Origin of the sequence: Castellaniella sp., from assembly GCF_041677825.1 — a bacterium.
In the GTDB taxonomy this organism is placed as follows: Bacteria; Pseudomonadota; Gammaproteobacteria; order Burkholderiales; family Burkholderiaceae_B; genus Castellaniella.
Genome location: NZ_JBAYPG010000005.1, coordinates 79939 through 101013, shown reverse-complemented (window position 1 = coordinate 101013; position 21075 = coordinate 79939). Strand labels below are relative to the sequence as shown.

At 62.6% G+C, this 21075-nt stretch carries 27 protein-coding genes, 1 tRNA gene and 2 pseudogenes; 16 read left to right on the top strand and 14 right to left on the bottom strand.

Translation table 11 applies throughout. The annotated features are described in order from the left end of the window. Positions 1–9: 9 nt before the first annotated feature. The 5 genes from sufC to sufT are packed head-to-tail and all read left to right on the top strand — an operon-like array spanning position 10 to position 4456. Positions 10–849, top strand: a complete 840-nt coding sequence (sufC, locus tag WCY17_RS03880) for a Fe-S cluster assembly ATPase SufC (protein ID WP_372700848.1) — start codon at positions 10–12, stop codon at positions 847–849. After that, complete coding sequence (gene sufD / locus WCY17_RS03875) at positions 846–2153, top strand: Fe-S cluster assembly protein SufD (RefSeq protein ID WP_372700847.1); 1308 nt, start codon at positions 846–848, stop codon at positions 2151–2153. Before sufC ends, sufD begins: the two co-directional genes overlap by 4 nt. Continuing rightward, positions 2150–3418: a cysteine desulfurase gene (locus tag WCY17_RS03870; RefSeq protein WP_372700846.1), complete on the top strand. Its 1269-nt coding sequence runs from the start codon at positions 2150–2152 to the stop codon at positions 3416–3418. The genes sufD and WCY17_RS03870 overlap by 4 nt, the downstream gene beginning before the upstream one ends. Positions 3419–3421: 3 nt before the next feature. Continuing rightward, positions 3422–3874: a Fe-S cluster assembly sulfur transfer protein SufU gene (gene sufU / locus WCY17_RS03865; protein ID WP_372700845.1), complete on the top strand. Its 453-nt coding sequence runs from the start codon at positions 3422–3424 to the stop codon at positions 3872–3874. A gap of 24 nt (positions 3875–3898) precedes the next feature. Beyond that, complete coding sequence (gene sufT / locus WCY17_RS03860; RefSeq protein ID WP_372700844.1) at positions 3899–4456, top strand: putative Fe-S cluster assembly protein SufT; 558 nt, start codon at positions 3899–3901, stop codon at positions 4454–4456. Between the two features lie 176 nt (positions 4457–4632). Here sufT and WCY17_RS03855 read toward each other — a convergent pair whose 3' ends face one another. From WCY17_RS03855 to WCY17_RS03845, 3 genes and pseudogenes are all read right to left on the bottom strand, one after another. Beyond that, positions 4633–4947 (bottom strand): chaperone modulator CbpM, encoded by a 315-nt coding sequence (locus WCY17_RS03855; protein ID WP_372700843.1) that lies wholly within the window; start codon positions 4945–4947, stop codon positions 4633–4635. 16 nt (positions 4948–4963) lie between these two features. Then, positions 4964–5953 carry a DnaJ C-terminal domain-containing protein gene (locus WCY17_RS03850; RefSeq protein WP_372700842.1) on the bottom strand — a complete coding sequence of 330 codons (990 nt, stop codon included), beginning with the start codon at positions 5951–5953 and terminating at the stop codon, positions 4964–4966. Between the two features lie 204 nt (positions 5954–6157). Continuing rightward, a pseudogene (locus WCY17_RS03845) lies at positions 6158–6523 on the bottom strand (DUF4395 family protein); the annotation flags it as partial. Positions 6524–6736: 213 nt separating this feature from the next. Between WCY17_RS03845 and WCY17_RS03840 the strand changes: the two are divergent. The 4 genes and pseudogenes from WCY17_RS03840 to WCY17_RS03825 all read left to right on the top strand — a co-directional run. Then, positions 6737–6813: transfer RNA gene (locus WCY17_RS03840), tRNA-Pro, on the top strand. Positions 6814–6989: 176 nt separating this feature from the next. After that, positions 6990–7277, top strand: a complete 288-nt coding sequence (locus WCY17_RS03835; RefSeq protein WP_372700841.1) for a DUF1778 domain-containing protein — start codon at positions 6990–6992, stop codon at positions 7275–7277. Beyond that, a complete protein-coding gene (locus tag WCY17_RS03830; protein WP_372700840.1) occupies positions 7274–7777 on the top strand; it encodes a GNAT family N-acetyltransferase in 504 nt (167 codons plus the stop codon). The genes WCY17_RS03835 and WCY17_RS03830 overlap by 4 nt, the downstream gene beginning before the upstream one ends. Positions 7778–7900: 123 nt before the next feature. Then, a pseudogene (locus WCY17_RS03825) lies at positions 7901–8170 on the top strand (conjugal transfer protein TraG); the annotation flags it as partial. Positions 8171–8179: 9 nt separating this feature from the next. Here the strand turns inward: WCY17_RS03825 and WCY17_RS03820 are convergent. Together WCY17_RS03820 and WCY17_RS03815 are read right to left on the bottom strand one after the other, a co-directional pair. Beyond that, a complete protein-coding gene (locus WCY17_RS03820; protein WP_372700877.1) occupies positions 8180–8623 on the bottom strand; it encodes a type II toxin-antitoxin system VapC family toxin in 444 nt (147 codons plus the stop codon). Next, positions 8616–8879 carry an AbrB/MazE/SpoVT family DNA-binding domain-containing protein gene (locus tag WCY17_RS03815; RefSeq protein WP_372700839.1) on the bottom strand — a complete coding sequence of 88 codons (264 nt, stop codon included), beginning with the start codon at positions 8877–8879 and terminating at the stop codon, positions 8616–8618. The genes WCY17_RS03820 and WCY17_RS03815 overlap by 8 nt, the downstream gene beginning before the upstream one ends. 317 nt (positions 8880–9196) lie before the next feature. Here WCY17_RS03815 and WCY17_RS03810 point away from each other — a divergent pair, with 317 nt between their 5' ends. Genes WCY17_RS03810 through WCY17_RS03800 form a run of 3 tightly spaced genes read left to right on the top strand, consistent with a single transcriptional unit; the run spans position 9197 to position 10386 of the window. Beyond that, entirely contained in the window at positions 9197–9409 is a 213-nt protein-coding gene (locus WCY17_RS03810) for a BrnT family toxin (protein ID WP_372700838.1), read from the top strand. Beyond that, complete coding sequence (locus WCY17_RS03805; RefSeq protein WP_372700874.1) at positions 9399–9671, top strand: BrnA antitoxin family protein; 273 nt, start codon at positions 9399–9401, stop codon at positions 9669–9671. The genes WCY17_RS03810 and WCY17_RS03805 overlap by 11 nt, the downstream gene beginning before the upstream one ends. A gap of 58 nt (positions 9672–9729) precedes the next feature. Further along, on the top strand, positions 9730–10386 hold the full coding sequence (locus tag WCY17_RS03800) for a class I SAM-dependent methyltransferase (protein WP_372700837.1): 657 nt from the start codon (positions 9730–9732) through the stop codon (positions 10384–10386). Positions 10387–10455: 69 nt separating this feature from the next. On the opposite strand, the gene WCY17_RS03795 is transcribed toward WCY17_RS03800, so the two are convergent. From WCY17_RS03795 to WCY17_RS03775, 5 genes are read right to left on the bottom strand one after another with little or no spacing between them, the layout of a single operon-like run. Beyond that, a complete protein-coding gene (locus WCY17_RS03795) occupies positions 10456–11532 on the bottom strand; it encodes an ABC transporter substrate-binding protein (protein WP_372700836.1) in 1077 nt (358 codons plus the stop codon). Then, the gene (locus tag WCY17_RS03790) at positions 11529–11861 is read right to left on the bottom strand and encodes a hypothetical protein (protein ID WP_372700835.1); all 333 of its coding nucleotides are present in this window, start codon (positions 11859–11861) and stop codon (positions 11529–11531) included. Before WCY17_RS03790 ends, WCY17_RS03795 begins: the two co-directional genes overlap by 4 nt. A 1-nt stretch (position 11862) precedes the next feature. Then, entirely contained in the window at positions 11863–12621 is a 759-nt protein-coding gene (locus WCY17_RS03785; RefSeq protein WP_372700834.1) for an ABC transporter ATP-binding protein, read from the bottom strand. Between the two features lie 11 nt (positions 12622–12632). Further along, positions 12633–13442: an ABC transporter permease gene (locus WCY17_RS03780; protein ID WP_372700833.1), complete on the bottom strand. Its 810-nt coding sequence runs from the start codon at positions 13440–13442 to the stop codon at positions 12633–12635. Beyond that, complete coding sequence (locus WCY17_RS03775; RefSeq protein WP_372700832.1) at positions 13439–14245, bottom strand: ABC transporter permease; 807 nt, start codon at positions 14243–14245, stop codon at positions 13439–13441. Before WCY17_RS03775 ends, WCY17_RS03780 begins: the two co-directional genes overlap by 4 nt. 83 nt (positions 14246–14328) lie before the next feature. Between WCY17_RS03775 and WCY17_RS03770 the strand changes: the two genes are divergently transcribed. Continuing rightward, complete coding sequence (locus WCY17_RS03770; protein WP_372700831.1) at positions 14329–14679, top strand: cupin domain-containing protein; 351 nt, start codon at positions 14329–14331, stop codon at positions 14677–14679. 122 nt (positions 14680–14801) lie between these two features. Here WCY17_RS03770 and WCY17_RS03765 read toward each other — a convergent pair whose 3' ends face one another. Genes WCY17_RS03765 through WCY17_RS03750 form a run of 4 tightly spaced genes read right to left on the bottom strand, consistent with a single transcriptional unit; the run spans position 14802 to position 17782 of the window. After that, entirely contained in the window at positions 14802–15035 is a 234-nt protein-coding gene (locus WCY17_RS03765; protein ID WP_372700830.1) for a biotin/lipoyl-containing protein, read from the bottom strand. Beyond that, positions 15032–15748: a 2-oxo acid dehydrogenase subunit E2 gene (locus tag WCY17_RS03760; RefSeq protein WP_372700829.1), complete on the bottom strand. Its 717-nt coding sequence runs from the start codon at positions 15746–15748 to the stop codon at positions 15032–15034. Before WCY17_RS03760 ends, WCY17_RS03765 begins: the two co-directional genes overlap by 4 nt. Before the next feature lie 16 nt (positions 15749–15764). Beyond that, positions 15765–16811, bottom strand: a complete 1047-nt coding sequence (locus tag WCY17_RS03755) for an alpha-ketoacid dehydrogenase subunit beta (protein ID WP_372700828.1) — start codon at positions 16809–16811, stop codon at positions 15765–15767. A 29-nt stretch (positions 16812–16840) separates the two neighbouring features. Beyond that, positions 16841–17782, bottom strand: coding sequence for a thiamine pyrophosphate-dependent dehydrogenase E1 component subunit alpha (locus WCY17_RS03750; protein WP_372700827.1), 942 nt, complete (start codon positions 17780–17782; stop codon positions 16841–16843). A gap of 101 nt (positions 17783–17883) precedes the next feature. Here WCY17_RS03750 and WCY17_RS03745 point away from each other — a divergent pair, with 101 nt between their 5' ends. The 3 genes from WCY17_RS03745 to WCY17_RS03735 all read left to right on the top strand — a co-directional run bounded on the left by WCY17_RS03745 (position 17884) and on the right by WCY17_RS03735 (position 21066). After that, positions 17884–18636: an SDR family NAD(P)-dependent oxidoreductase gene (locus tag WCY17_RS03745; RefSeq protein WP_372700826.1), complete on the top strand. Its 753-nt coding sequence runs from the start codon at positions 17884–17886 to the stop codon at positions 18634–18636. A gap of 197 nt (positions 18637–18833) precedes the next feature. Beyond that, positions 18834–19802, top strand: coding sequence for a tripartite tricarboxylate transporter substrate binding protein (locus WCY17_RS03740; RefSeq protein WP_372700825.1), 969 nt, complete (start codon positions 18834–18836; stop codon positions 19800–19802). 61 nt (positions 19803–19863) lie between these two features. Beyond that, positions 19864–21066 carry an acyl-CoA dehydrogenase family protein gene (locus WCY17_RS03735; RefSeq protein WP_372700873.1) on the top strand — a complete coding sequence of 401 codons (1203 nt, stop codon included), beginning with the start codon at positions 19864–19866 and terminating at the stop codon, positions 21064–21066. Positions 21067–21075: the final 9 nt, after the last annotated feature.

The following is a 21075-nucleotide window of genomic DNA, read 5'->3' as shown; positions in this document are numbered from 1 at the left end:
CACTCGAATATGCTGAATATCAACAATCTGCACGCCTCGATCGAAGGCAAGGAAATCCTCAAGGGCCTTTCCCTTCAGGTCAAGCCGGGCGAAGTGCACGCCATCATGGGCCCCAACGGGGCGGGCAAGAGCACGTTGGCCCAGGTGCTGACCGGGCGTGAAAATTACGTGGCGACCGAAGGCACGGTCCAGTTCCTTGGCCAGGATCTGCTCGAGCTCAGCGTCGAAGAGCGGGCCCGCGCCGGCATTTTTCTCGCTTTCCAGTACCCCATTGAAATTCCCGGGGTGTCCAACGCGTACTTCATGCGCGCGGCGGTCAACGCAACACGGCGCGAGCGCGGTCTGCCCGATCTCGATGCCATGGACTTCGTCAAGAAGGCCAAGGCCGAGATGAAACTGGTCGGGATGCGTGATGAATTCCTGTACCGTTCAGTCAACGAAGGGTTCTCCGGCGGCGAGAAAAAACGCAATGAGATCCTGCAGATGGCCTTGCTCGAACCCAGGCTGGCGATTCTCGATGAAACCGACTCGGGGCTTGACATCGATGCCATGAAAACGGTGGCCGATGGGGTCAACCGCCTGCGCTCGCCCGAGCGCGCGATGATCGTGATCACGCACTACCAGCGCCTGCTGGATTACATCGTGCCGGATCACGTCCACGTGCTCGCCCATGGCCGGATCGTGCGCTCCGGTGGGCACGAGCTTGCCAGGGAACTCGAAGCCAAGGGCTATGGCTGGATCGATGGCGTGCAGGCCACACCGTCGGCTGTCCGTCGGGGTGCTGCGGCCAGACCAGATGATGGCAAAGGCATAGGCGTGCGGCCCGCCGGGCGCGGGGCAGTGGCATGAGCGTCAATCTGCAGGCCTGGGCCGATACCTTTGGCCGGCGCGCCGCGGCGCTGCCGGGCGCGCAGTGGCCCTGGCTCGATGCCCTGCGCCGGCAGGCGCTGGATCGTTTCATGTCCGAGGGCTGGCCGACACCGCGCCAGGAAGCCTGGCACCACACCTCGCTGGCCCCGCTGGCTGCGGCGCGTTTCGAAGACGGTGGCGGGCAGGGGGTGGCCGATCAGGTGCGCGCTGTGGTGGCGGCGCATGAGGGCCACTGGCTGGTTTTCGTCGATGGCACGTTCGATGCGGCCCTGTCGCGGCTCGACGGCTTGCCAGGCGGCGTCGTCGCGCAGGCGTGCTCCGAGGCGTGGGCGCAGCATGCCGATGCCATGCGTCCACTATACGGCCAGGCCGATGAGGGCCACAGCACCAGTGCCCTGAATCTGGCACTGGCCAGTGATGGCGCCTATCTGAGCATCGGCCGCGGGGTCGTGCTCGAGCAGCCCATTCATGTGATCTGCGCGGTGTCCGAGCCCACGGCGGCGCATTTCCTGCGCCACCTGATCCGGGCCGAGGCCGGTGCGCAGGCCACGGTGATCGAGCATTACATTGGCCTGCCCGAGGCGGGCAATTTCCGCCATGCCGTCACGCGCCTGCAATTGGATCAGGATGCCCGGGTCACCCATCTGAAGCTGCAGCAAGAGTCACATCAGGCCTGGCATCTGGGCGAAATCGAAGCATCACAGGCCCGACATTCGTATTTTGCATCGCACTCGGTGTCCTTGGGGGCCCGCCTGGCGCGCCACGATATCGCCACCCATTTCCAGGACGAGCGCTGCGAGACCCTGCTCAATGGCCTGTACTATGTCGACCAGCGTCGCCACGTGGATCACCATACCCTGATCGGGCATCTCAAACCCAACTGCGTCAGTCACGAACTCTACCGGGGCATCATGGCAGACGCTGCCCATGGCGTTTTCACGGGCCGCATTCTGGTGGCTGAAGGGGCGGATGGCACGGATGCCATCCAGCGCAATGACAGTCTGCTGTTGTCGCGGGTGGCCAGATCAGACGCCCGGCCCGAACTCGAAATCTATGCCGACGATGTCAAATGCGCCCATGGTGCCACCGTGGGCCAGATCGATGCCGACAGCCTCTTCTACCTGCGCACCCGCGGTATCGAAGAAGCCCGCGCACGCGATATCCTCATCTATGCCTTTGCAGCGCGCAGCGTGGCGCGCATACCCGATGAACCCCTGCGGCGCCACGTCGAACAGGCCGTCCGGCGCCTGCTGCCGGGCAGCGATCTCCCGGAGGCTGCATGAACGCGCCCCTGACTGCGGCAGTGCGACCAGCGCCTCTCGATCTGCCCGTCGTGGCAGAGCCGGCGTGGGTGGCTGATTTTCCCATTCTTGCGCGGCCAGTGCGCAATCGACGCCTGGCGTATCTCGACAATGGGGCCACCACGCAGAAGCCGCAGGCGGTGATTCAGGCGCTGGCTGACTTCTACGAGCAGTCCAACGCCAACATCCACCGCGGTGTGCACTGGCTGTCGCAACATGCCACGGATCTGTACGAACAGGCACGCAGCCGCGTGGCCGGGTTGCTGAATGCGCCCGACAGCGACGACGTGATTTTCGTGCGTGGCACAACGGAAGCCATCAACCTGGTGGCCCAGACCTGGGGGCAGACGCTCGGGCCAGGCGACGAGATCCTGGTCACCGAAATGGAACACCATTCCAATATCGTGCCCTGGCAGTTGCTGTGTGCGCGCACAGGCGCAATCCTGCGCCATGCGCGCATCACCGACGCCGGCGAACTCGACCTGGATGACTTCCGGGCCTGTCTCGGTCCACGCACCCGGCTGGTGGCGATCGCGCACGTATCGAACGCACTGGGCACCGTGAATCCGGTGGCCGAACTGATCCAACTGGCCCACGAGGCGGGGGCGCTGGTCCTGGTAGACGGCGCCCAGGCCGTCGCGCACGATACAGTCGATGTGCAGGCACTGGGCTGTGACTTCTACGCGTTTTCGGGGCACAAGATCTATGGCCCCACGGGCATTGGCGCGCTGTATGTGCGTGCGAGCATCCTGCAGGGCTTGCCGCCCTGGCAGGGCGGCGGGGACATGATCCACACCGTCTCGTTCGCAGGCAGCACCTGGGCCGAGGGCCCGCAGCGCTTCGAGGCCGGGACGCCCAACATTGCCGGCGCCACAGCCCTGGGTGCAGCGATCGAATATGTGCGCGGCATCGGCCTGCCGGTCATTGCCAGGCACGAATCGGCCTTGCTGGCCGAAGCCACCGAACGCCTTTGTGAACTGCCCGGGGTGCGGCTGGTCGGCACCGCCCGGCACAAGACCGGAGTGCTGTCGTTTCTGGTCGATGGCATTCACCCGCATGACCTGGGCACGATTCTGGATACCGAAGGCGTGGCCATCCGCGCGGGCCATCACTGTGCCATGCCCCTGATGACCCGGCTGGGTATCCCCGGCACGGCGCGGGCCTCGTTCGCCCTGTACAACACGCGAGCCGACATCGATGCACTGGTGGCTGGTGTACGCAAGGCCCAGAAGCTGTTTGGAGTCTGACGGATGCGCGATACCGATGATGGGCTGCGTGAACTCTACCAGGAAGTGATTTTCGATCACAATCGCAGTCCGCGCAATTTTCATGCCATGCCGGATGCTTCGCACCAGGCCGATGGTCACAATCCCCTGTGCGGCGATCAACTCACCGTATACGCAAAGGTGGCGGATGGCGTGGTGCAGGAGGTCAGTTTCGTGGGCCACGGCTGCGCCATTTCGACCGCGTCGGCTTCACTCATGACCGAGGCCGTACGGGGCCAATCCGTGGCAGATGTCGAGCGCCTCTTTCGCAGCATCCATCAGATGCTCACCGAGGCGCATCCCGATTGTGATCTGGGCAAGCTCGAGGTGCTGTCGGGGGTGCGGGAGTTCCCCGCGCGTGTCAAGTGTGCGACGCTGGCCTGGCATACCCTGCACAACGCCATCACCGAAGCCCGGGACGTCGCCATCACAGAATGAATACGATGAAGCAGAGGTAACAGAATGAGTTTCAATCGTCAGGAAGTCATTGTCAGCCGGGACTGCCCGGCCGTCACTGTACCCTATGGTTCTCCGGTCACCATTGAAGCCGGATGCGAGGCCACCATCACCCAGCAACTGGGTGGGACCTACACCGTCATGGTCGAGGGCAATCTGTATCGCATCGAAGGCAAGGATGGCGATGCGCTGGGCTTCGAGATCACCGAAGACGAAAAGCACGTGCACGAAGGGCCCATTACGGCCGAGGTGGTCGAAGAGGCCGCATGGACCATGCTGTCCACCTGCTACGACCCTGAAATCCCCGTGGATATCGTCAATCTCGGGCTGGTGTACGAGTGCAATGTCGTGCCCGCGAATGCCCCCGAGCGCTATCGAATCGAGGTCAAGATGACGCTCACGGCAGCAGGCTGCGGCATGGGTACGATGATTGCCGATGAGGCCCGCAACAAGCTGCTGAATATCGAAGGCGTGGATGAGGCCATGGTGGATCTGGTCTGGGATCCCCCCTGGAGCCGGGAAATGATCAGCGAGCCCGCCCGCCTGCAGCTGGGCCTGCTGTAACGGCGCCTGGCCTGGTGCGCGACGGTACCGGGTGCCTGACAAGATCGGTAATGGCGCCTGGCCCGATGCGCAGCCTACCGGGTGCCTGACAAGATCTGTAATGGCGCCTGACCCTGTGCGCAGCGTACCGGGTGCCTGATGTGGCGTATCAGGTACCTGGATGGGGTCGCGGGCGCCTAGCGTCGCGCAAGCTTCAGCTGCTGGCGCAATGAACGGACTTCTTCCAAGAGGTCGGTCATCAGGGCGGCGAGCTGGGGATCGGCATCGAACTGTCGTTCGAGACGCTCGATTTTCTGCGCGCGCCAGATGGTCGCGCAGGTCAGATAATAGCGGCCATCGCGCCGGGTCGCGTGCAGGACCTCTTCTTCGATGCGCTCGATGAGCCAGTGCGTGTCCAGCCGGCATGCACGAGCCATGTCTTCGAGCGGGATCCACTCATCGGGGCCCCAGCCCAGATCGGCCGGAAAGGTATCGAAATCTCGTTTTTCCATGATGTGTCCTCTGGTGTCAGCGCGGGCGCACTTCATAGCCGGGATAGGCGTTGGCCAACGCCTGCCAGGCCTGCCTCTGCTCGGGCGTGATGGCGCTGGGCACGGCGATGTCGAGTTCCAGGTACAGGTCGCCGGCTTTCTTTGCAGGGATGCCCTTGCCACGCAGGCGCAGCTTGCGCCCGGCGACCGAACCGGCCGGTACGGTGACCGACAGGGTGCCCGCGATCGTCTTGACATGGATCTCGCCGCCCAGGGCGGCTTCCCAGGGCGCTACGAAGACCTTCATGATGACGTCGCTGCCATCGACCCGAGCAGACTCATCGGTCTGGATGCTGACTTTCAGGAACAGATCGCCTGGCGTACCGCCGCCAAGGCCTGGCCCGCCCTGACCCGCGAGCCGGATCAATTGCCCCTGCGAGACGCCGGCCGGGATCTTCACGTTGAGGGTTCGCACCTGTGGCCGGATCTGGCCCTGCTCATCGAGCTTCACCGACTGCAGTTGCAGTGCCCTTTCGCAGCCACGGTAGGCCTCTTCGAGGGAGAGGGTGATTTCGGCATGCTGGTCTTCACCTGGCCAGGCCCCGGATGCACTGCCGCCCCGGGCATTCTGGCGCGCTTTTTCACGCGCCGCCCGGCCAAAGAGTTCTTCAAAGAACTCGCTGTACTCTGCCCCTGTCTGGCCCGGACCTGCGGTGTAACCATCGAAGCCAGCCCCTGGATGCCGCCCCTGGGCCTGGTTCCAGCCCGGCGGTGGGCGTACATCATCCATGCTGCGCGCGCCCTGAGCCCAGGCCTGGTGTCCGATGGCATCGTAGACACTGCGCTTTTCGGAATCCGACAGGACCTCGTTGGCCTCATTGATTTCGGCCATGCGCTGCGCGGCGTCGGCTTCCTTGCTGACATCGGGATGATACTTGCGCGCCAGGCGCCGGAAGGCCTTCTTGATGTCTTCGGCACTGGCGGTTTTGGAGACGCCGAGTACTTTGTAGTAGTCAGGATATTGCATGAGTCATCTTCGGATGGATCGTTGGGCGCCTGCCGACAGGCCCCAGCAGCAGCGCGTCGTGCGTTGTGCGTCGACTGACATCATACTGAAATATGCCTGAACCGGCAGCGGCTGCGAAGGCGCGAGGGCCGGGCGCTGACCGTCTTGAGCCATTCTGGCCCAGGGCCTGTCGCACATTGGCCACAGGCCCTGGCGGGTGTATGCCTAAGGGCTTTTGGGTGGAAATATGCTGTACCAAAAACCATAGGCCCAGCAGGCCGCACAAAAAGACGCGGCCCATTCCAGGGTGGAAAATATGATCAGGGCATAGATGGGGATCGGCCACATGTCCAGCCCGAGAGAATAGGTGACGACGGCAACGACAGAGGCCAAAAGCAGAATTTTATTGGCGAACATCTTGGCGCCCGCGTTTTCCTTTTTTCCACCCAGACTGTTGTTCTCTGCGATCCGGGCCCAAAGGCGGTGCGAAGGGCATTTGTAGTGACCCAGAAAACCGCGCACCAGGCCCTGAACCGCCAATATGATCATCAGCCAGGGGCTGACCAGCAAAGCAGCGATGGAAACGACGAAAGTGACGAAGGCTTCCTACCGGGTCACGTTGGACCATACGGGTGGCACATCAAACCGCAACATGGCGACTCCTCCAGGGACAGATTCAATACATATAATTATATTATATTTATAAATATATTCAAGTGGGTTTTTCTGCTGTGGTGCAGTGGTTTGGGGTGGTTGTTGGTTGATGTCCGTCACGCTGGATTCTGTGTTAGAATGCCTGCTTTTCGGGGCGTAGCGCAGCCTGGTAGCGCACTTGCATGGGGTGCAAGGGGTCGCGAGTTCGAATCCCGCCGTCCCGACCAGCATTATCAAGGGCTTACAGCAGAAATGCCGTAGGCCCTTGTTCTTTTTCGGATGATGACGACGGTGCGGGATGCTGCATCGACGGACCCACCATCTGGGATTGCAGGGTGTGATAAAGGCACCAATTTGACGTACAATGACTCTCTATTCATTTTCAGGTGTAGAGGTACTTGCCATGAGTGCAGCCACCGATACCAAGCAGGAACGCATCAATCTGCGGCTAAAAGAAAGCGCCAAGCAGGTGCTGGAGCGTGCCGCGCGCTTTGAGGGAAAAACGGTCAGCAGCTTCATCTTGGCCAGTGCCTTGGCGCATGCGGAAAAAACCATTGATGCGCACCAAGTCATGCGCTTGAACAGCCAGGATTCCGAGGCGTTCTTCAATGCCCTGGTCAAGCCGGTGCGATTCAACAAGAAGCTCGCCGCCGCCTTCAAGGAACATGAGCAGCGTGTGACCCGCGGATGACGGGTTATTCGTCTCTGTCCATCTCGGCGCTGGTCGGCAGCCACGACCGATCGGGTTTCCACTGCGGCGTGCCCGCGCTGGATGATTATCTGCACAAGCAGGCTGGCCAGGATGTGAAGCGCCGCATCAGTCGCGTATTTGTCGCGACGACGGCAGCGAATCCTCTCGCGATCGTGGGCTATTACACGCTGTCCACGCTTTCGATCGAATTGGGCCAGTGGCCCGACAAGTTCGCCCGCAAGCTGCCCCGGCATCCGATCCCGGCCGCATTGCTGGGCAGGCTTGCCGTCGATCGGCAGGCCCAGGGCCATGGCGTGGGTAGAATGCTGCTGGTCAATGCCATTGAGCGCACATTGGCAGTCAGCGACCAGATCGCCATCCATGCCATGATCGTCGATGCGCTTGACGAGCCGGCCCAGCGCTTCTATGAGCAGTTCGGCTTCTCGCCGCTGGGCTCAGGTGGTCACCGTCGCTTGTTCCTGCCACTGAAATCCTTCTAAGCACTTCCCGTGGGCCCATGCCACAAACTCACGCCGGAAATCAGTGATCGCTCCGGCACGCCGCGTGAGGACTGACCCTACGATAGCGACCGGCATGCAGGTCTGGCGCAGGTGGACTCGAACCTGCTCACGCGGCTGGCGGGCTGGGCGGGCTTCCTGAGCCGCGCGCAAGTGGACGACTCGGTGATTCGGGCCATTGCCTCACCGCAGCAACAAAAGCTCAATCAGGGATCCATCTATACCGACTATGGCGGGCAGATCGATAAGAGCCTGCCGAGCATCGTGACGCGGGCTGCGGGCGTCGTCGGGATGGCAGTGGGTGGAATCGCGGCATTCCCCGCGCTGGACGTGGTGCGTCAGGCGCTGTCCATGGTACTTGCGCTACTCAAACTAAAAAAATTGTCAGGTTCCCGTGTCGGGGCCGATGCAGCGCAGGCGTGGGAAATGGTTGCGATAGGGCCGCACATCGCGGCTGAGCACGCTCAAGTTGGCCGCAGCCGCATGGGCGCCAATGTAGAAATCAGGCAACGGCACCGGGCGCGGGCCGCCACTGCGACGGTAGCTCAAGCAGGCTTTTGCCGCCAGCCCCGCGCATGCCCACGGCAAGGGGCTGCGCAGCGTGTCGTAGACATCGAGCATCGCATCCAGGGCCTCGACGTCCGGGCCGGGGATCAGCAGCTCGGTGTAGATCACCAGATTGACGTGCAGGGGTGCATGTTCGCTGCACCGCTGGATCTGATCAACCGACCACTCGTGCCAGTGGCTGCCGGGGTCCATGCAGTCGATCCAGATATTGGTGTCGACCAGAAAACCCGCCAAGCCATCGTACTTGGAAAGATCAAGCATGGCCATCGTCGTCAGGGCGCAGGAACGCCATGATCGCTTCGCTGTCCATCTGTTTGAAGGGCTGGTCCAGGCTCGTGCGCACTCTGGCGGCCGCCGCGCGTAGCGCTTTGCGCCGATCGTCCGTGCCCGTGCCCGCTTTCTGGATGATGATTTTTCCACCTTCGATCGCGAAGGATACGTGGCTGCCGGGTAGAATGCCGGCGGCGTCACGCAGGCGCTTGGGGATGGTGACTTGCCCTTTCTCGGTCACTTGCATCACTGGATCTCCACAAAGTAAGAATTCCCAGTTGGAATTCTACGTTGTTGTGTGCCCAGCGTAAATACTGGGCATGAGATCCTGAAATGCGACTGGCGCGCTCGGTGCTCAGGGCCCGTTGGGGCGATTCTCAGGGGATTGAGCAGGATGGTTGTGCAAGATGGTATCGATACCTTCGAACGCGCGCGACGTGGCGTCCAAGCGCATACTCGTGATCACAAAAATAGCTTGTTCGTGGTCGTTTTCGTAACTACAATAACCACATCGAAATCACCTTCGATCCGGCCAAAGACGGCGTCAATCAGCGCAAGCATGGTGTGTCGCTTGCTTTGGCGCAGGAGTTCGAATGGGGTGACGCGTTGGTCGGATCTGACCGACGCCGCGACTACGGTGAAGACCGGATGATGTCGATTGGCTATATAGGCCTGCGGCTATACGTGGTCGTGTATGTAGATCGCGCAGGAGAGCGGCGCATCATCAGCTTGCGCAAGGTCGATCGCCGGGAGGAAAAACATTATGCTGAAGCTTAAGCCAGGACACATATCTCCGACACCCGAAGAGGATGTGGCAATCAACCGTGGCATTGCCGCAGATCCGGATACTTACGAGCTGGGGCAGGAAGAATTCAGGCAGTTGAAACGGGTAGGGCGTCCGCGCTCGGACAACCCCAAGGTGGCTGTGACCATCCGCTATGACAAAGCCGTGATCGATGCCTTCAAGGCTGGCGGGCCAGGCTGGCAAACCAGGATGAATGAGGCTTTGAAGAAGGTGGTGGCCAGGAAGCACGCGTAGCCGGCAAGACGCTGGCAGGGTGGTGGCCTGCTGGGCGCAGAAATTTTTGGAGCCCGCCATGGCATATACATGGGATCCGGCGGCGTACGACGCCTGGTATGACAGACCGAGAGGGCGCTGGATTGCAACTGTCGAATACCGCCTGATGATGCATGAGCTCGGCTGGCCTGAAGAAGGCCATGTGCTGGATGCCGGCTGCGGCACGGGCTGGTTCACCCGACGGCTGGCGATGCGCCCGGGCCTGCGGGTCACGGGGGTCGATCTCAGCGCCGAGGCGCTGGCGTTTGCGCGTCGTTCCGACCCGCGCTCGAATTATCTCCAGGCCGATGTCGTGGACCTGCCTTTTTCCGAGGCCAGTTTCGACTACGTGTGGTCGATGGCCGCGCTGTGCTTCACAAACCATTGGCGCAGGGCCGTGGCCGAAGTCGTGCGGGTCACCCGGCGCCGATTTGCCATCGGCATGCTGAACCGGCACAGTCTGTTATGGCGTGAAAAAGGCCGTGGGGCGGGCAGTGACTCATATCGTGGCGCACTCTGGCTGTCGCCCGACGAGTTTCGCGCCGGGTTCGACGGCTTGAATGTCCGGGATCTGCGCCTGCGCAGTGCAGTCTATTGGCCCTCCGGGACCCCGGCTGCCCGCTGCTTGGAACGCTGTGTCCCAGGCTGGGTGCCCTATGGCGGTCTGATCGTCATCAGCGGCGGTGTCGATACGTAGCTCGATCAGCCAGTGCGTGCAAAAACGCGAAGCGCCCCCGCAGGGGCGCTGAACAAGGCCTGTTACGACTCAATCGGCCTTGCGGACATACACAAAACCTGTGCCGATCATTGCATCATCCGAGATGTCCTCGAGATCGGTAAACAGTTCGGGCTGTTCGTTCATCACCTTGACGATGTGCGTCGAATCCATGTGCTTGTTGACGTCGAAGTCACTTTCGACAAACTTGAGCCGATGCAGGGTGGCGACGGCATCGTCCAGGGCCTTGTAGTTGTTGGCCGAGAATCGGCGGTCTGTTTGCTGGACGTTGTATTTCATGGCCTCCTGGGCAACGGCCGGATCCAGCCCGGGTACCCAGCGCGTTGCGACCTGTGCGGCTTCGTCGGGGTGAGCCCGCATCCACTGGTCGGCCTCGGAGAGCGCGGCCAGGAATTTCTCGGCCGTCGCGCCATTGTTCTCGAGCCAGTCCCGCATGGCGACGTTGAAGCCCAGGTATGAGATGAAATTGCCGCCACGCACGACCTCGTAGGACCCCGGCACGTCTTTCAGGGCAATGATGGGCCATGGATCCCATGTGTCGAAGGCATCGATGCCCTTGGTGAGCAGCGCCACCGTCATGTCGGGCGGCGGAGTGCTCACCAGATCGACATCCTTGATGTCCAGGCCTGCGGCCTCGATTAGGGCCAGGATGTGCAGGTGGTTGATCGAGCCGAACGAGGTGGCAATCTTCTTGCCCTTGATCGTGGACAGGTCCTTGGGGTCGATGCCCGAGCCTTCGCGTGCGACAACGGCCAGGGTGGTGTCCGAGCCCAGCTGGGCCGCGCTGCCGCTGTAGTTGCCAAAGGCCACGAGGTCCATCCCGCGCACCACGGCACCGATCATGGGGACCCCGACCTGTGCGGTTTCGACCACCCCGCTTTGCAGGGCATTGAGCAGATCCACCCCGGTTGCGAATGGTTCGGCAATGGTGACGTCCAGGCCGTGCTTCTCGAAGAAGCCTTTTTCCTGGGCGATGGGCAGGGCGATCTGGTCGATGCCCGAGACCATGCCGGCACGCATCTTGACGAGATCGTCCTGAGCGCTTGCGGCGATGGGAATGGCCATTGCAATGGCCGCAGCCAGAGTGCCTAGATATTTGAGCTTCATGGTTTGTCTCCTTGTTTTAGGGGTTCCACCTTGGCAACCCAGAAGGGGCGTGCGAGATCCGTGAGTTCGTCAGGGGGGACGCCTCGCACCTGAACGGTCGTTCCGGCGGCACCGGAAACGCGCCCGAACGCTTGAAATTTCTGGATGTGAAAACGCTCGGGCGCGAAGCGCAATGTCACAAGGACATCGACACGACGCGCATCGGGCGGGAATTGATCGGAAACCTTCCAGACCGATGCCATGCCGAGCCATACCTGCCAGAGCAGCATGGCAAGAATCACCAGCAGTACGATTCTGCCACGGGCCGAATGGAGCAGGCTGCGAAGCATGTCAGGCTGTCCGCACCAGTTGAAGAACCTGGTTCACCAGGGCCTTGAAGTGCTCGTCTTCATTGAGATGGTCCCACGAGCGGGGCCGGTCGATATCCACCGCGACCTCGTCCATGATACGCCCGTTGGACAACACGATGACCCGATTGGCCAGAAACACCGCCTCGGAGACATCGTGGGTAATGAAGATGACGGTCGTGCGGCGTTCCTCCCAGATCCGCGTGAGCTCTTCCTGGAGCGTCATGCGCGTCTGGGCATCCACGCTGGCGAACGGTTCATCCATCAGCAGCACGTCGGGGTTGTTGGCCAGGGCTCGCACGACGCCCACGCGCTGCTGCATGCCGCCCGAAAGCTCGTTGGGGTACAGCGCGGCAGCGTGTGACAGGCCCGCCAGGGCAAGGTATTCATCAGCGATCTTCTTGCGTTCGGCGCGCCCCACACCACGCATCCGGGGCCCGAATGTGACATTGTCGGCCACGGTCTTCCAGGGGAAGAGCGCGTGCGACTGAAACACCACACCGCGATCTGGCCCGGGCCCCTCGACAGCCTGGCCACCCACCAGGACACGCCCGCTGGTGGGCTCGAGAAAGCCGGCAATCATGTTCAGTATGGTGGATTTGCCACAACCCGACGGGCCCACGACAGAGACGAAGTCGCCTTCCTGCACCTCGAGGGATACATCGCTGACGGCCACGAAAGCGTCGCCACGGTAGGCGTCGGAGTAGGTCTTGGACAATGATTCGAGGACGAGATTCTTCATGCCTGCCTTGGTCAGTCTTGTGTCACCAGGCCCCAGCGCTGGCCGGTAAGCCTTTCGATGGGGGCCAGGATCCAGCCATCGACCAGATACCAGAGCACCCCCAGCACCACCAGCCCGACCAGAATGGGTTCAACCGATCCTGCACGCCGGGCATCGAACATCAAAAAGCCGATACCGCTGGTGCCCACGATGATCTCGGCCGCGATCAGTGCGCGCCAGCCGAACGCCAGCCCGTTGCGCAGGCCGGTCATGATGTTGGGCAAGGCGCCGGGCAGAATGACTTCGAACAGCACGCGGACACGTGAGGCCCCCAGGCTGCGCGCGGCACGCAGCAGTTGTTCGGGCACCGAACGCACCCCAAGGACCGTGTTCATGGTGACCGGGAACAGCACGGTATAGACCAGCACGAACGTGATGGTTTCGAGCCCGAAGCCGAACCAGACCAGCAGGATGGGCAGCCAGGCAATATCACCAATGGCCTGGAAGAACAGCAGGATGGGCCAGCAGAGCCAGTGCGCAGTACGATTGAGCCCGATCAGCACACCCAGGGGAATGGCGACGATGACGCCGGCCGTCGTGCCCACGGCCAGACGGATCAGGCTGTCGGACAGATAGCCGGTAAGAATGCCCTTGTAGACCAGGTCGCCTGCGCGAGCGAGGACATCGGCCGGCCCGGGCAGGAATACGCGTGGAAATACACCCATCCAGACGACCACCTGCCAGAGCACGACGAGCAGGGCGAAGGGGGCCAGTGTAGCCAGGAACGCATGGCGGCCAGCCCAGTGGGCATAGGCTTGCGAGGAGGATTGCAGCCATTTCATGATCTTTGCACCAGCCCCCAGCGTTCGATCGTCGCGCGCTCGAGCGGGGCGAGCAGCAGGCTGTCGAGTGCCAGCCAGATGAGACCGATGACGATCATGGTGAAGACGATCACTTCGGTGCGATAGAAGTCACGCGCCAGGAACAGCATGTAGCCCAGCCCGAGATTGGTGGCGATGATTTCCGCCGCAATCAGGCCGCGCCAGGCAAAGCCCATGCCTGTACGGATGCCCATCACGATGTTGGCCAGGGCCCCGGGCAGCAGGACCTGGAACAGCATCTGCGTACGGCTCGCCCCGAGCGACGCAGCGGCGTGGCGCAGCGGCATGGGGATCGTCGACACCCCGAGCAGGGTGTTGTAGACCACGATGAAGAAGACCGCATTGAAAATGATGAAGGTGATTGCGCCAAAACCATAGCCAAACCACAAGGTGGCGATCGGGATCCAGGCAATGCCGGCCAGTGCGGAGAAGAACCGCAACAGGGGCGTGAGAAAGCTCGAGACCCCCTTGTTGATGCCCATGAGGATGCCCAGCGGTATGGCCGTGACCAGTGCCAGGGTGGTGCCTACGGCAATGCGCCACAGGCTGGCTGCCGTATGCGCGAGCAATGAACCGTCGGACCAGGCTTTCAAGCCCGCCCTTGCCACCGTCGGGACGTCTGGAAACACCCGCGGGCTGACCTGAAAAACCATGATAACGACCTGCCAGAACACAAGCAGCAGGATCAGTGGCACGAAAAACCGCAAGGCGCGTGAACTGCGCGTTCTGGAAGAACCGGCAAACCAGCTGAAACCTTTGTGCATTACGGGTCCAAGCGCCTTCGGTCGGATATCACATGATCGACCTATGTTACTTTGGAACCATCCGCGCTTGGGTTGGGGTTTCCATGGATATACCTGTCAATCTGTTCGATGCATGGCCCGTCGATACGGCGCAGGAGAGCTTTCAGGATCTGCTGCGCGTGCCGGGCCTGCGCATCGAGCGCATCGTATCGCACGGCCAGTGCAGCCCGCCGGGCTTCTGGTACGACCAGGATTGGGATGAGTGGGTCGTGGTGCTGCAGGGCGAGGCTGTGCTGCACATCGAAGGTGAGGCAGCACCGCGTACCCTGGCACCCGGGGATCATTGCTGGCTGCCACGGGCCTGTCGGCACCGCGTCGAACGTACGGCCCCGAGCGGGCCCACGGTGTGGCTGGCCGTGCATCGTGCCGCGGTGCCCGATGCCGACGGCGCATGACCCGGCCGGGCGCCACAGGAATCCCCGGCCTGCGGGCCGGTACCGTGCCAACGAGTGCCTGCAACGGCGTCCCCGGGGCCTGTGGCGGCCGCCAGCCAATCAGGGCAGATGGTGGCCGCTCTTCATTCGAGGGTGATGATGTCCTGGCCGACGTCGACGGTGTCGTCGATTTCGACCAGCAGGGCCTTGATGGTGCCCGCGTGGGGTGACTCGATTTCCAGGTTGACCTTGTCGGTCATGATTTCGGCCACCACATCACCCGGTTGTACCGTGTCGCCCACTGCCTTGCGCCAGGCCACCAGGGTGCCGGATTGAAAATCGTTGGCCAGTTCGGGGACGCTGATGGTGCTGCTCATAGGGGGTTCTCCGTATCGAGTTGATGGATGTGCCGGGCCAGATCCTCGAGGAACTGGCCGGCGGGCACACCGTTGATGATGCGATGATCGTAGGTGAAGGACAGGGGCAGTATCGGGGCGACCTGCCAGCCTTGCTCGCTGTCGTCGGCCACCAGCGCAGGGCGCGTGCGCCCCATGCCCAGAACGCCGGATTGCCCCGGCGCAATGATGGGGGTGGCCCAGGTCGTATGCTGCAGGCTGCCGTAATTGCTGAGCGTGAAGGTGCCCCCGCGCACCTGATCGAGGGTGATCTTGCCGGCGCGTGCCGTGGCCACCAGGGCATCGGTTTCCTGAACGATGTCGGCCAGGCTCTTGTGGTTGGCTTCCCGGATGACCACCGTCTGCAGGTCGCCATTGGGCATGGCAATGGCCAGCGCCACGTTGATCTGGGCGAACTCGTAGACGATGCCCTCGTGCAGCGCGCCGTTAAGACGCGGATACTGTTCGAGGCACCGCGCGACCAGATGGATCATGTGGTGAGTCAGGCTGCTGGCCAGCCCCTGCGCGCGGCTGCGCTGCTGGGCCGACAGCAGCGGCTGGGCCGGGATTTCGGCCATGGCCGTGACACTGGCCGTATCGTGCTGGCTGGCGACCAGCCGCTCGGCCACGAATTTCTGCATGCCGCCCAGTTTGTACTGGCGTGCAACGGGGCAATGGTTGAAGACCTGGTCCATGGTCGGGCCCTCCGTATCAGGCGTGGTGGGCCGCAGCGCCCGCACTTGTACAACGGAGGATGGCCGCCAGGATGTCGTCGAGGCTCGGCAGCACCAGCTTGCGCAAGGGTCCGGTGGGGATGGGTACGGGCCTGGCGCCGACCCGGGCGACCTGCACGGGCCGATTTTCCGGCCCCAGCACTTCGAGCACCCGAGCGATCACCTCGGCGCCGTGGCCAAATGCCTTCCAGGCTTCGTGCACCGTCAGCAGGCGCCCGGTCTTGCGCACCGATCCGATGACCGTGTCTTCATCCCAGGGCAGCAGTGAACGCAGGTCGATGACTTCGACATCGATGCCTTGCTCGGCAGCCTTGTCTGCGGCCCGCAAGGCAGGCGGCAGCTGCGAGCCGTAGGCGACCAGCGTCAGATCCTTGCCATGGCGTGCCACTGCGGCCGGCCCGATCGGCAAGGCCGGGGCATCGAGGTCGACCACTTCGCGGCGCCCGTGGGACAGGGACATGGATTCGATGAACAGCACGGGCGCCGGATCATGGATGGCCGCACGCATCAGCCCGTAGGCGTCGGACGGCGTGGCCGGCATGACGACCTTGATGCCGGGCGTATGGCAGAACCAGACCGAGTAATCCTGCGGGTGGCCGCCGTAGGGGCCATCGCCCATGCGGGTACGGATGACGGCGCGGGGTGTGACGGCGCCGGCGCTCAGGTAGTGCAGGTTGGGCGCCTGGTTGATGAGCTGGTTCATGGCAGCCGGCAGGAATTCGCCAAAGCTCAGTTCAACGATGGGCTTGCAGCCCAGCAGCGAAGCGCCCAGGCCCAGGCCGGTCATGGACGATTCGCTGATCGGGGTTTCGAGAATGCGCTGTGGCCCGAATTCTTCGAGCAGGCCTTGCGTGCCCTGCATGACGCCCCCGAACGTACCCACGTCCTGGCCCAGATAGAAAATGGATGAATCCGCCTGCATTTCGGTGCGTATGGCTTCCAGCACGGCCTGCGCGAAGGTGAGGCGTGGCTGGCGTGCCACCGTGGTGTCCCCGGTGGCAGAGGATGTCTTGACCTGATTCATGATGACCTCGGTTGTGAAGTGGGGGCTGCTCAGGCGCGGGCGGCCGTGGCAAAGACCTCATCGGCGCCCAGTTCGGCAGGGCCCGCATCGCTCTGGTTCAGGGCGTACTCGACGGCCTCGTGCACTTCGGCTTCGATGTGCCTGTGCATCGCGTCGAGATCGGCCTGTGAGGCGAGCCCGCGCTCGAGCAGGCGTTCACGCATCCGCTCGAGCGGATCGACCGGATTGTCCGGCTGGTCGATTGCCGTGCGATAGGGGGTTTTGTCGTTGGCCCAGTGACCATGCTTGCGCCATGTGCGTGCTTCGATCAGTGTGGGGCCGGCACCGGTGCGCGCCCGCTCGATGGCCTGGGCGACGGCGTCACGTACGGCTTCAACGTCATTGCCATCCACGCTGACCCCCGGGATGCCATAGCCCTGGGCGCGGTCGACAATGGGAGCGGGCAGGTAGGTCCGCGCGGCCTGTGAAATGGCCCAGCCGTTATTCTGGCAGACATAGACGATGGGCAATTTCCAGATCGCGGCGGTGTTGACGTTTTCATGGAAATCACCGCGGTTCGAGGTGCCGTCGCCAAAGCTGCAGACGCAGGCGTGCCCCTGGCCCTGGCGCTGCAGCGCCAGGGCCGCGCCGGTTGCCATGCCCAGCGAGGTGCCCAGGTCGCCCGCCACCCACGGAATGAAACCCAGCCCGGCGGGCCCCACGAACGGCATGCCACGACCCTTGGCGTAGCCATGGGCCTTGCCGAAAGCCTGGCAGGCCAGGCGCTTCATCTCGGCCCCGCGCATCAGGTAGGCGACAAATGGCCCGCGGTAATGTGGCGCGGCCACATCGCCGGCGCGCAATTCTGCAAAGCTGCCTACGATGGTGGCTTCTTCGCCCTCGGTAGAAAACCAGCGCGGGTTCTTCCTGCCCAGGGCAGATTCCAGAAGGCGGCTGGTCAGCATCCAGCGGTATAGGTCGATCGCATTCACTGAGATGGCTCCTCGTGGTGTAATGATTCGAGACACGCTTGTCACCGAACAACCCTCTTTTTTAACATTTTCGCTGTTTGATTTCCCGAGGCGGACTTTCCATGACAGATACTGCTGCACCCACGGCCACGAGAAAGGCCGATTACGATTTTTCCGGTCTGGTGGCGGTGGTCACCGGGGCCAGCAAGGGCATCGGCGCGCACATACGCGATCATCTGCAGCGTGCCGGTGCCACCGTGTTCAATTGGGATGCCGCACCTGCCGCCGGCGACGAATTCGCCCTCGAGGTGGACGTGTCCGACCTGGCGGCCGTGCGTGTCGCGACCCAGGCCACGATCGCCCGCAGCGGGCAGATCGATCTGCTGGTCAACAACGCCGGTTTTGCAGGCCCCACCGTGCCATTGATCGAGTATGACCCGGCCGTCTGGGCGCGCATCGTGTCGGTCGATCTGGTGGGCATGTTCCATGTCTGTCATGCGGTCGTGCCACACATGCTCCACGCGGGCTTCGGCCGGATCGTCAACATGGCCTCCATCGCTGGCAAGGAAGGCACACCCAACTCTTCCGCCTACAGCGCAGCGAAAGCCGGCATTCTGGCGCTGACCAAAGCGCTGGGCAAGGAACTGGCGGGCACTGGGGTACTGGTCAACGCGGTGGCGCCCGCCGCCATCCGTACCGAACTGCTCGAACAGATGAGCCCCGAGCATGTACGGACCATGGTGGGCAAGAGCCCGTTGGGGCGCCTGGGTGAGCCCGAAGAAGTGGCCGAACTCGTCGCCTGGCTGTGCTCTGGTTCATGTAGTTTCAGCACCGGCGCCGTGTTCGATCTTTCAGGAGGGCGTGCGACATCGTGATGCCGGCCCGAGGCCTCGAGCGATTTTTGCCGTTCCGGGCTGTTCAGCTGCGGTCGTGGCAGTGAATTGCCATGGTTTTGTTGCTATGCTGGCATGGTTGTCAGCTGAAAATACGGCTGGCAACCTCAGGGCATATGCATGACTTTCCAATGAAGCATGACTTTCCAATGAACAACGAAACAACACAGGAGACACACATGAATCGATTCGTTCTCGGCAAGCTGGCCGCTGCCACGGCTCTGGCTGTGGTATCCGCGTCCGCCAGCGCGGCTTGGCCCGACCGGCCCATCACTCTGTACCTGTCCTGGTCGCCTGGCGGCGGCACCGATGCCACGGCGCGCATCATCGGCACTTTGATGGAAAAAGAACTCGGTACACCGGTCAATGTGGTCAATCGTCCGGGTGGCAATGGCGTGGTCGGCAATCAGGCCATGGCTTCGGGCAAGCCCGACGGCTATACCATCGGCCTGATTTCCGTTGAAATCTCGATGCAGCACCACATGGGCCTGACAGAACTGTCCCCCAGCGACTACACGCCGCTGGCCCTCATGAACTATGATCCGTCGGGCGTTACCGTAAGCAGCAATTCGCCCTACAAGCAATTCGAAGATCTCATCGATGCTGCCAAGGCCGCACCCGGCAAGCTGAAGGCCTCCGGTACGGGCGAGGGCGGGATCTGGCAGATTGCACTGGCCGGCATGCTCAACAGCATGGGCCTTGCGCCTGACCTCATCCGCTGGATACCATCCAACGGTGCAGCCCCGGCCATGCTCGAGCTGGTCGCCGGCGGTGTGCAGGTGGCGCCGGTGTCCCTGCCCGAGGCGCGTTCCATGATCGACTCGGGCAAGGCCAAGCCCCTGGCGGTGATGGCCGAACACCCGGCTGCGCTGTACCCTGATGTCCCGACCCTGAAGGCACTGACCGGATCCGACTGGACCATGGGTGCCTGGCGTGGCATTGTTGCGCCCAAGGGCTTGCCCGATGACATCACGGCCAAATACATCGAGGTGCTCGACAAGATCAATCACAGCGACGAGTATCGCGACTTCATGCTCAAGCAGGGCTATGGCATCGAGTGGGCCGGCGGCAAGGACTTTGCCGAATTCATGGCCAGGAGCGATGCCAGCATGGGTGAAACCATGAAAGCGCTGGGTCTGGCAAAATAAGGCAGTTCGCAAGATATCTTGCAGTCGTCACCCCTCAGGCATACAAGGATTCCGTTTCATGATGTTCATTCCGTATCCTTCCGAGCGCAGCCGCGACATCGGTGAACGCATAGAGGCATTCGTGCGCCAGAAGGTCGTGCCCTATGAGCGCGACCCACGTTGCCTGGGCCACGAGCCCGAACCCGACCTGGTGCGCGAACTGCGCGAGAAGGCGCGTGCCGAAGGGTTGATGACGCCACACATATTCCCCGACGGGCAGCACATGACCCAGCTCGAAACCGCAGCGGTGCTGCAGCGTTCGGGGCTCTCGCCACTGGGCCCGGTGGCGCTCAACACTATGGCGCCCGATGAAGGCAACATGTATCTGCTGGGCAAGGTGGCCACCGATGCGCAGAAGCGCCATTTTCTCGACAAGCTCGTCTCGGGTCAGGCGCGCTCCGCCTTCTTCATGACCGAGCCCTGGGACAAGGGCGGGGCAGGTTCCGACCCAAGCATGCTGCAGACGACGGCGGTTCAGGATGGCGATGACTGGGTCATCAATGGCCGCAAGGTATTCATCACGGGCGCGCAGGGGGCCGAAGTGGGTATCGTCATGGCACGAACCGGTACGGGTGACCGTGTCCAGGCCACCATGTTCCTGGTCGATCTCCCCCACCCGGATATCCACATCGACAAAGTCGTGCACACGATAGACAATTCCATGCCGGGCGGTCATGCGCTCGTCACGCTGCGCAACCTGCGTGTGCCGGCAGCCCATGTGCTGGGCGAAGCCCATGAAGGCTTTCGTTATGCCCAGGTGCGCCTGTCGCCAGCGCGCCTGTCGCACTGCATGCGCTGGCTGGGGGCCGCCGTACGCGCTCACGAAATTGCCTGTGACTATGCCGTGCAGAGGCAGGCCTTTGGCAAATTGCTCATCGATCACGAAGGCGTGGGCTTCAAACTGGTCGACAATCAGATCGATCTGCATCAGGCGGCCCTGCTGATTGCCTGGTGTGCAAGCGAGCTCGACACCGGCAGCCTCGCCACCACCGAAAGTTCTCTCACCAAGGCGTCCGTGGCCGAGTCCTTGTTCCGGGTGGCCGACCGCTGCGTCCAGGTCATGGGCGGGGCGGGCCTGTCGCAGGGCTCGGTGGTCGAGCAGGTGTTTCGGGAAACCCGGGCCTTCCGTGTCTACGATGGCCCCACCGAAGTTCACAAGTGGTCCCTCGCAAAGAAAATCAAGCGTGCCACACTCGAGCGTCGTGCCCAGCAGAATGCAGGCTGAGCACGTACG

Excerpts from the sequence above, each read along its gene's own strand:
- sufC (WP_372700848.1), top strand. The coding sequence starts at position 10 with ATGCTGAATATCAACAATCTGCACGCCTCGATCGAAGGCAAGGAAATC.
- sufD (WP_372700847.1), top strand. The coding sequence starts at position 846 with ATGAGCGTCAATCTGCAGGCCTGGGCCGATACCTTTGGCCGGCGCGCC.
- WCY17_RS03870 (WP_372700846.1), top strand. The coding sequence starts at position 2,150 with ATGAACGCGCCCCTGACTGCGGCAGTGCGACCAGCGCCTCTCGATCTG.
- sufU (WP_372700845.1), top strand. The coding sequence starts at position 3,422 with ATGCGCGATACCGATGATGGGCTGCGTGAACTCTACCAGGAAGTGATT.
- sufT (WP_372700844.1), top strand. The coding sequence starts at position 3,899 with ATGAGTTTCAATCGTCAGGAAGTCATTGTCAGCCGGGACTGCCCGGCC.
- WCY17_RS03855 (WP_372700843.1), bottom strand. The coding sequence starts at position 4,947 with ATGGAAAAACGAGATTTCGATACCTTTCCGGCCGATCTGGGCTGGGGC.
- WCY17_RS03850 (WP_372700842.1), bottom strand. The coding sequence starts at position 5,953 with ATGCAATATCCTGACTACTACAAAGTACTCGGCGTCTCCAAAACCGCC.
- WCY17_RS03835 (WP_372700841.1), top strand. The coding sequence starts at position 6,990 with ATGAGTGCAGCCACCGATACCAAGCAGGAACGCATCAATCTGCGGCTA.
- WCY17_RS03830 (WP_372700840.1), top strand. The coding sequence starts at position 7,274 with ATGACGGGTTATTCGTCTCTGTCCATCTCGGCGCTGGTCGGCAGCCAC.
- WCY17_RS03820 (WP_372700877.1), bottom strand. The coding sequence starts at position 8,623 with ATGCTTGATCTTTCCAAGTACGATGGCTTGGCGGGTTTTCTGGTCGAC.
- WCY17_RS03815 (WP_372700839.1), bottom strand. The coding sequence starts at position 8,879 with ATGCAAGTGACCGAGAAAGGGCAAGTCACCATCCCCAAGCGCCTGCGT.
- WCY17_RS03800 (WP_372700837.1), top strand. The coding sequence starts at position 9,730 with ATGGCATATACATGGGATCCGGCGGCGTACGACGCCTGGTATGACAGA.
- WCY17_RS03795 (WP_372700836.1), bottom strand. The coding sequence starts at position 11,532 with ATGAAGCTCAAATATCTAGGCACTCTGGCTGCGGCCATTGCAATGGCC.
- WCY17_RS03790 (WP_372700835.1), bottom strand. The coding sequence starts at position 11,861 with ATGCTTCGCAGCCTGCTCCATTCGGCCCGTGGCAGAATCGTACTGCTG.
- WCY17_RS03785 (WP_372700834.1), bottom strand. The coding sequence starts at position 12,621 with ATGAAGAATCTCGTCCTCGAATCATTGTCCAAGACCTACTCCGACGCC.
- WCY17_RS03780 (WP_372700833.1), bottom strand. The coding sequence starts at position 13,442 with ATGAAATGGCTGCAATCCTCCTCGCAAGCCTATGCCCACTGGGCTGGC.
- WCY17_RS03775 (WP_372700832.1), bottom strand. The coding sequence starts at position 14,245 with ATGCACAAAGGTTTCAGCTGGTTTGCCGGTTCTTCCAGAACGCGCAGT.
- WCY17_RS03770 (WP_372700831.1), top strand. The coding sequence starts at position 14,329 with ATGGATATACCTGTCAATCTGTTCGATGCATGGCCCGTCGATACGGCG.
- WCY17_RS03765 (WP_372700830.1), bottom strand. The coding sequence starts at position 15,035 with ATGAGCAGCACCATCAGCGTCCCCGAACTGGCCAACGATTTTCAATCC.
- WCY17_RS03760 (WP_372700829.1), bottom strand. The coding sequence starts at position 15,748 with ATGGACCAGGTCTTCAACCATTGCCCCGTTGCACGCCAGTACAAACTG.
- WCY17_RS03755 (WP_372700828.1), bottom strand. The coding sequence starts at position 16,811 with ATGAATCAGGTCAAGACATCCTCTGCCACCGGGGACACCACGGTGGCA.
- WCY17_RS03745 (WP_372700826.1), top strand. The coding sequence starts at position 17,884 with ATGACAGATACTGCTGCACCCACGGCCACGAGAAAGGCCGATTACGAT.
- WCY17_RS03740 (WP_372700825.1), top strand. The coding sequence starts at position 18,834 with ATGAATCGATTCGTTCTCGGCAAGCTGGCCGCTGCCACGGCTCTGGCT.
- WCY17_RS03735 (WP_372700873.1), top strand. The coding sequence starts at position 19,864 with ATGTTCATTCCGTATCCTTCCGAGCGCAGCCGCGACATCGGTGAACGC.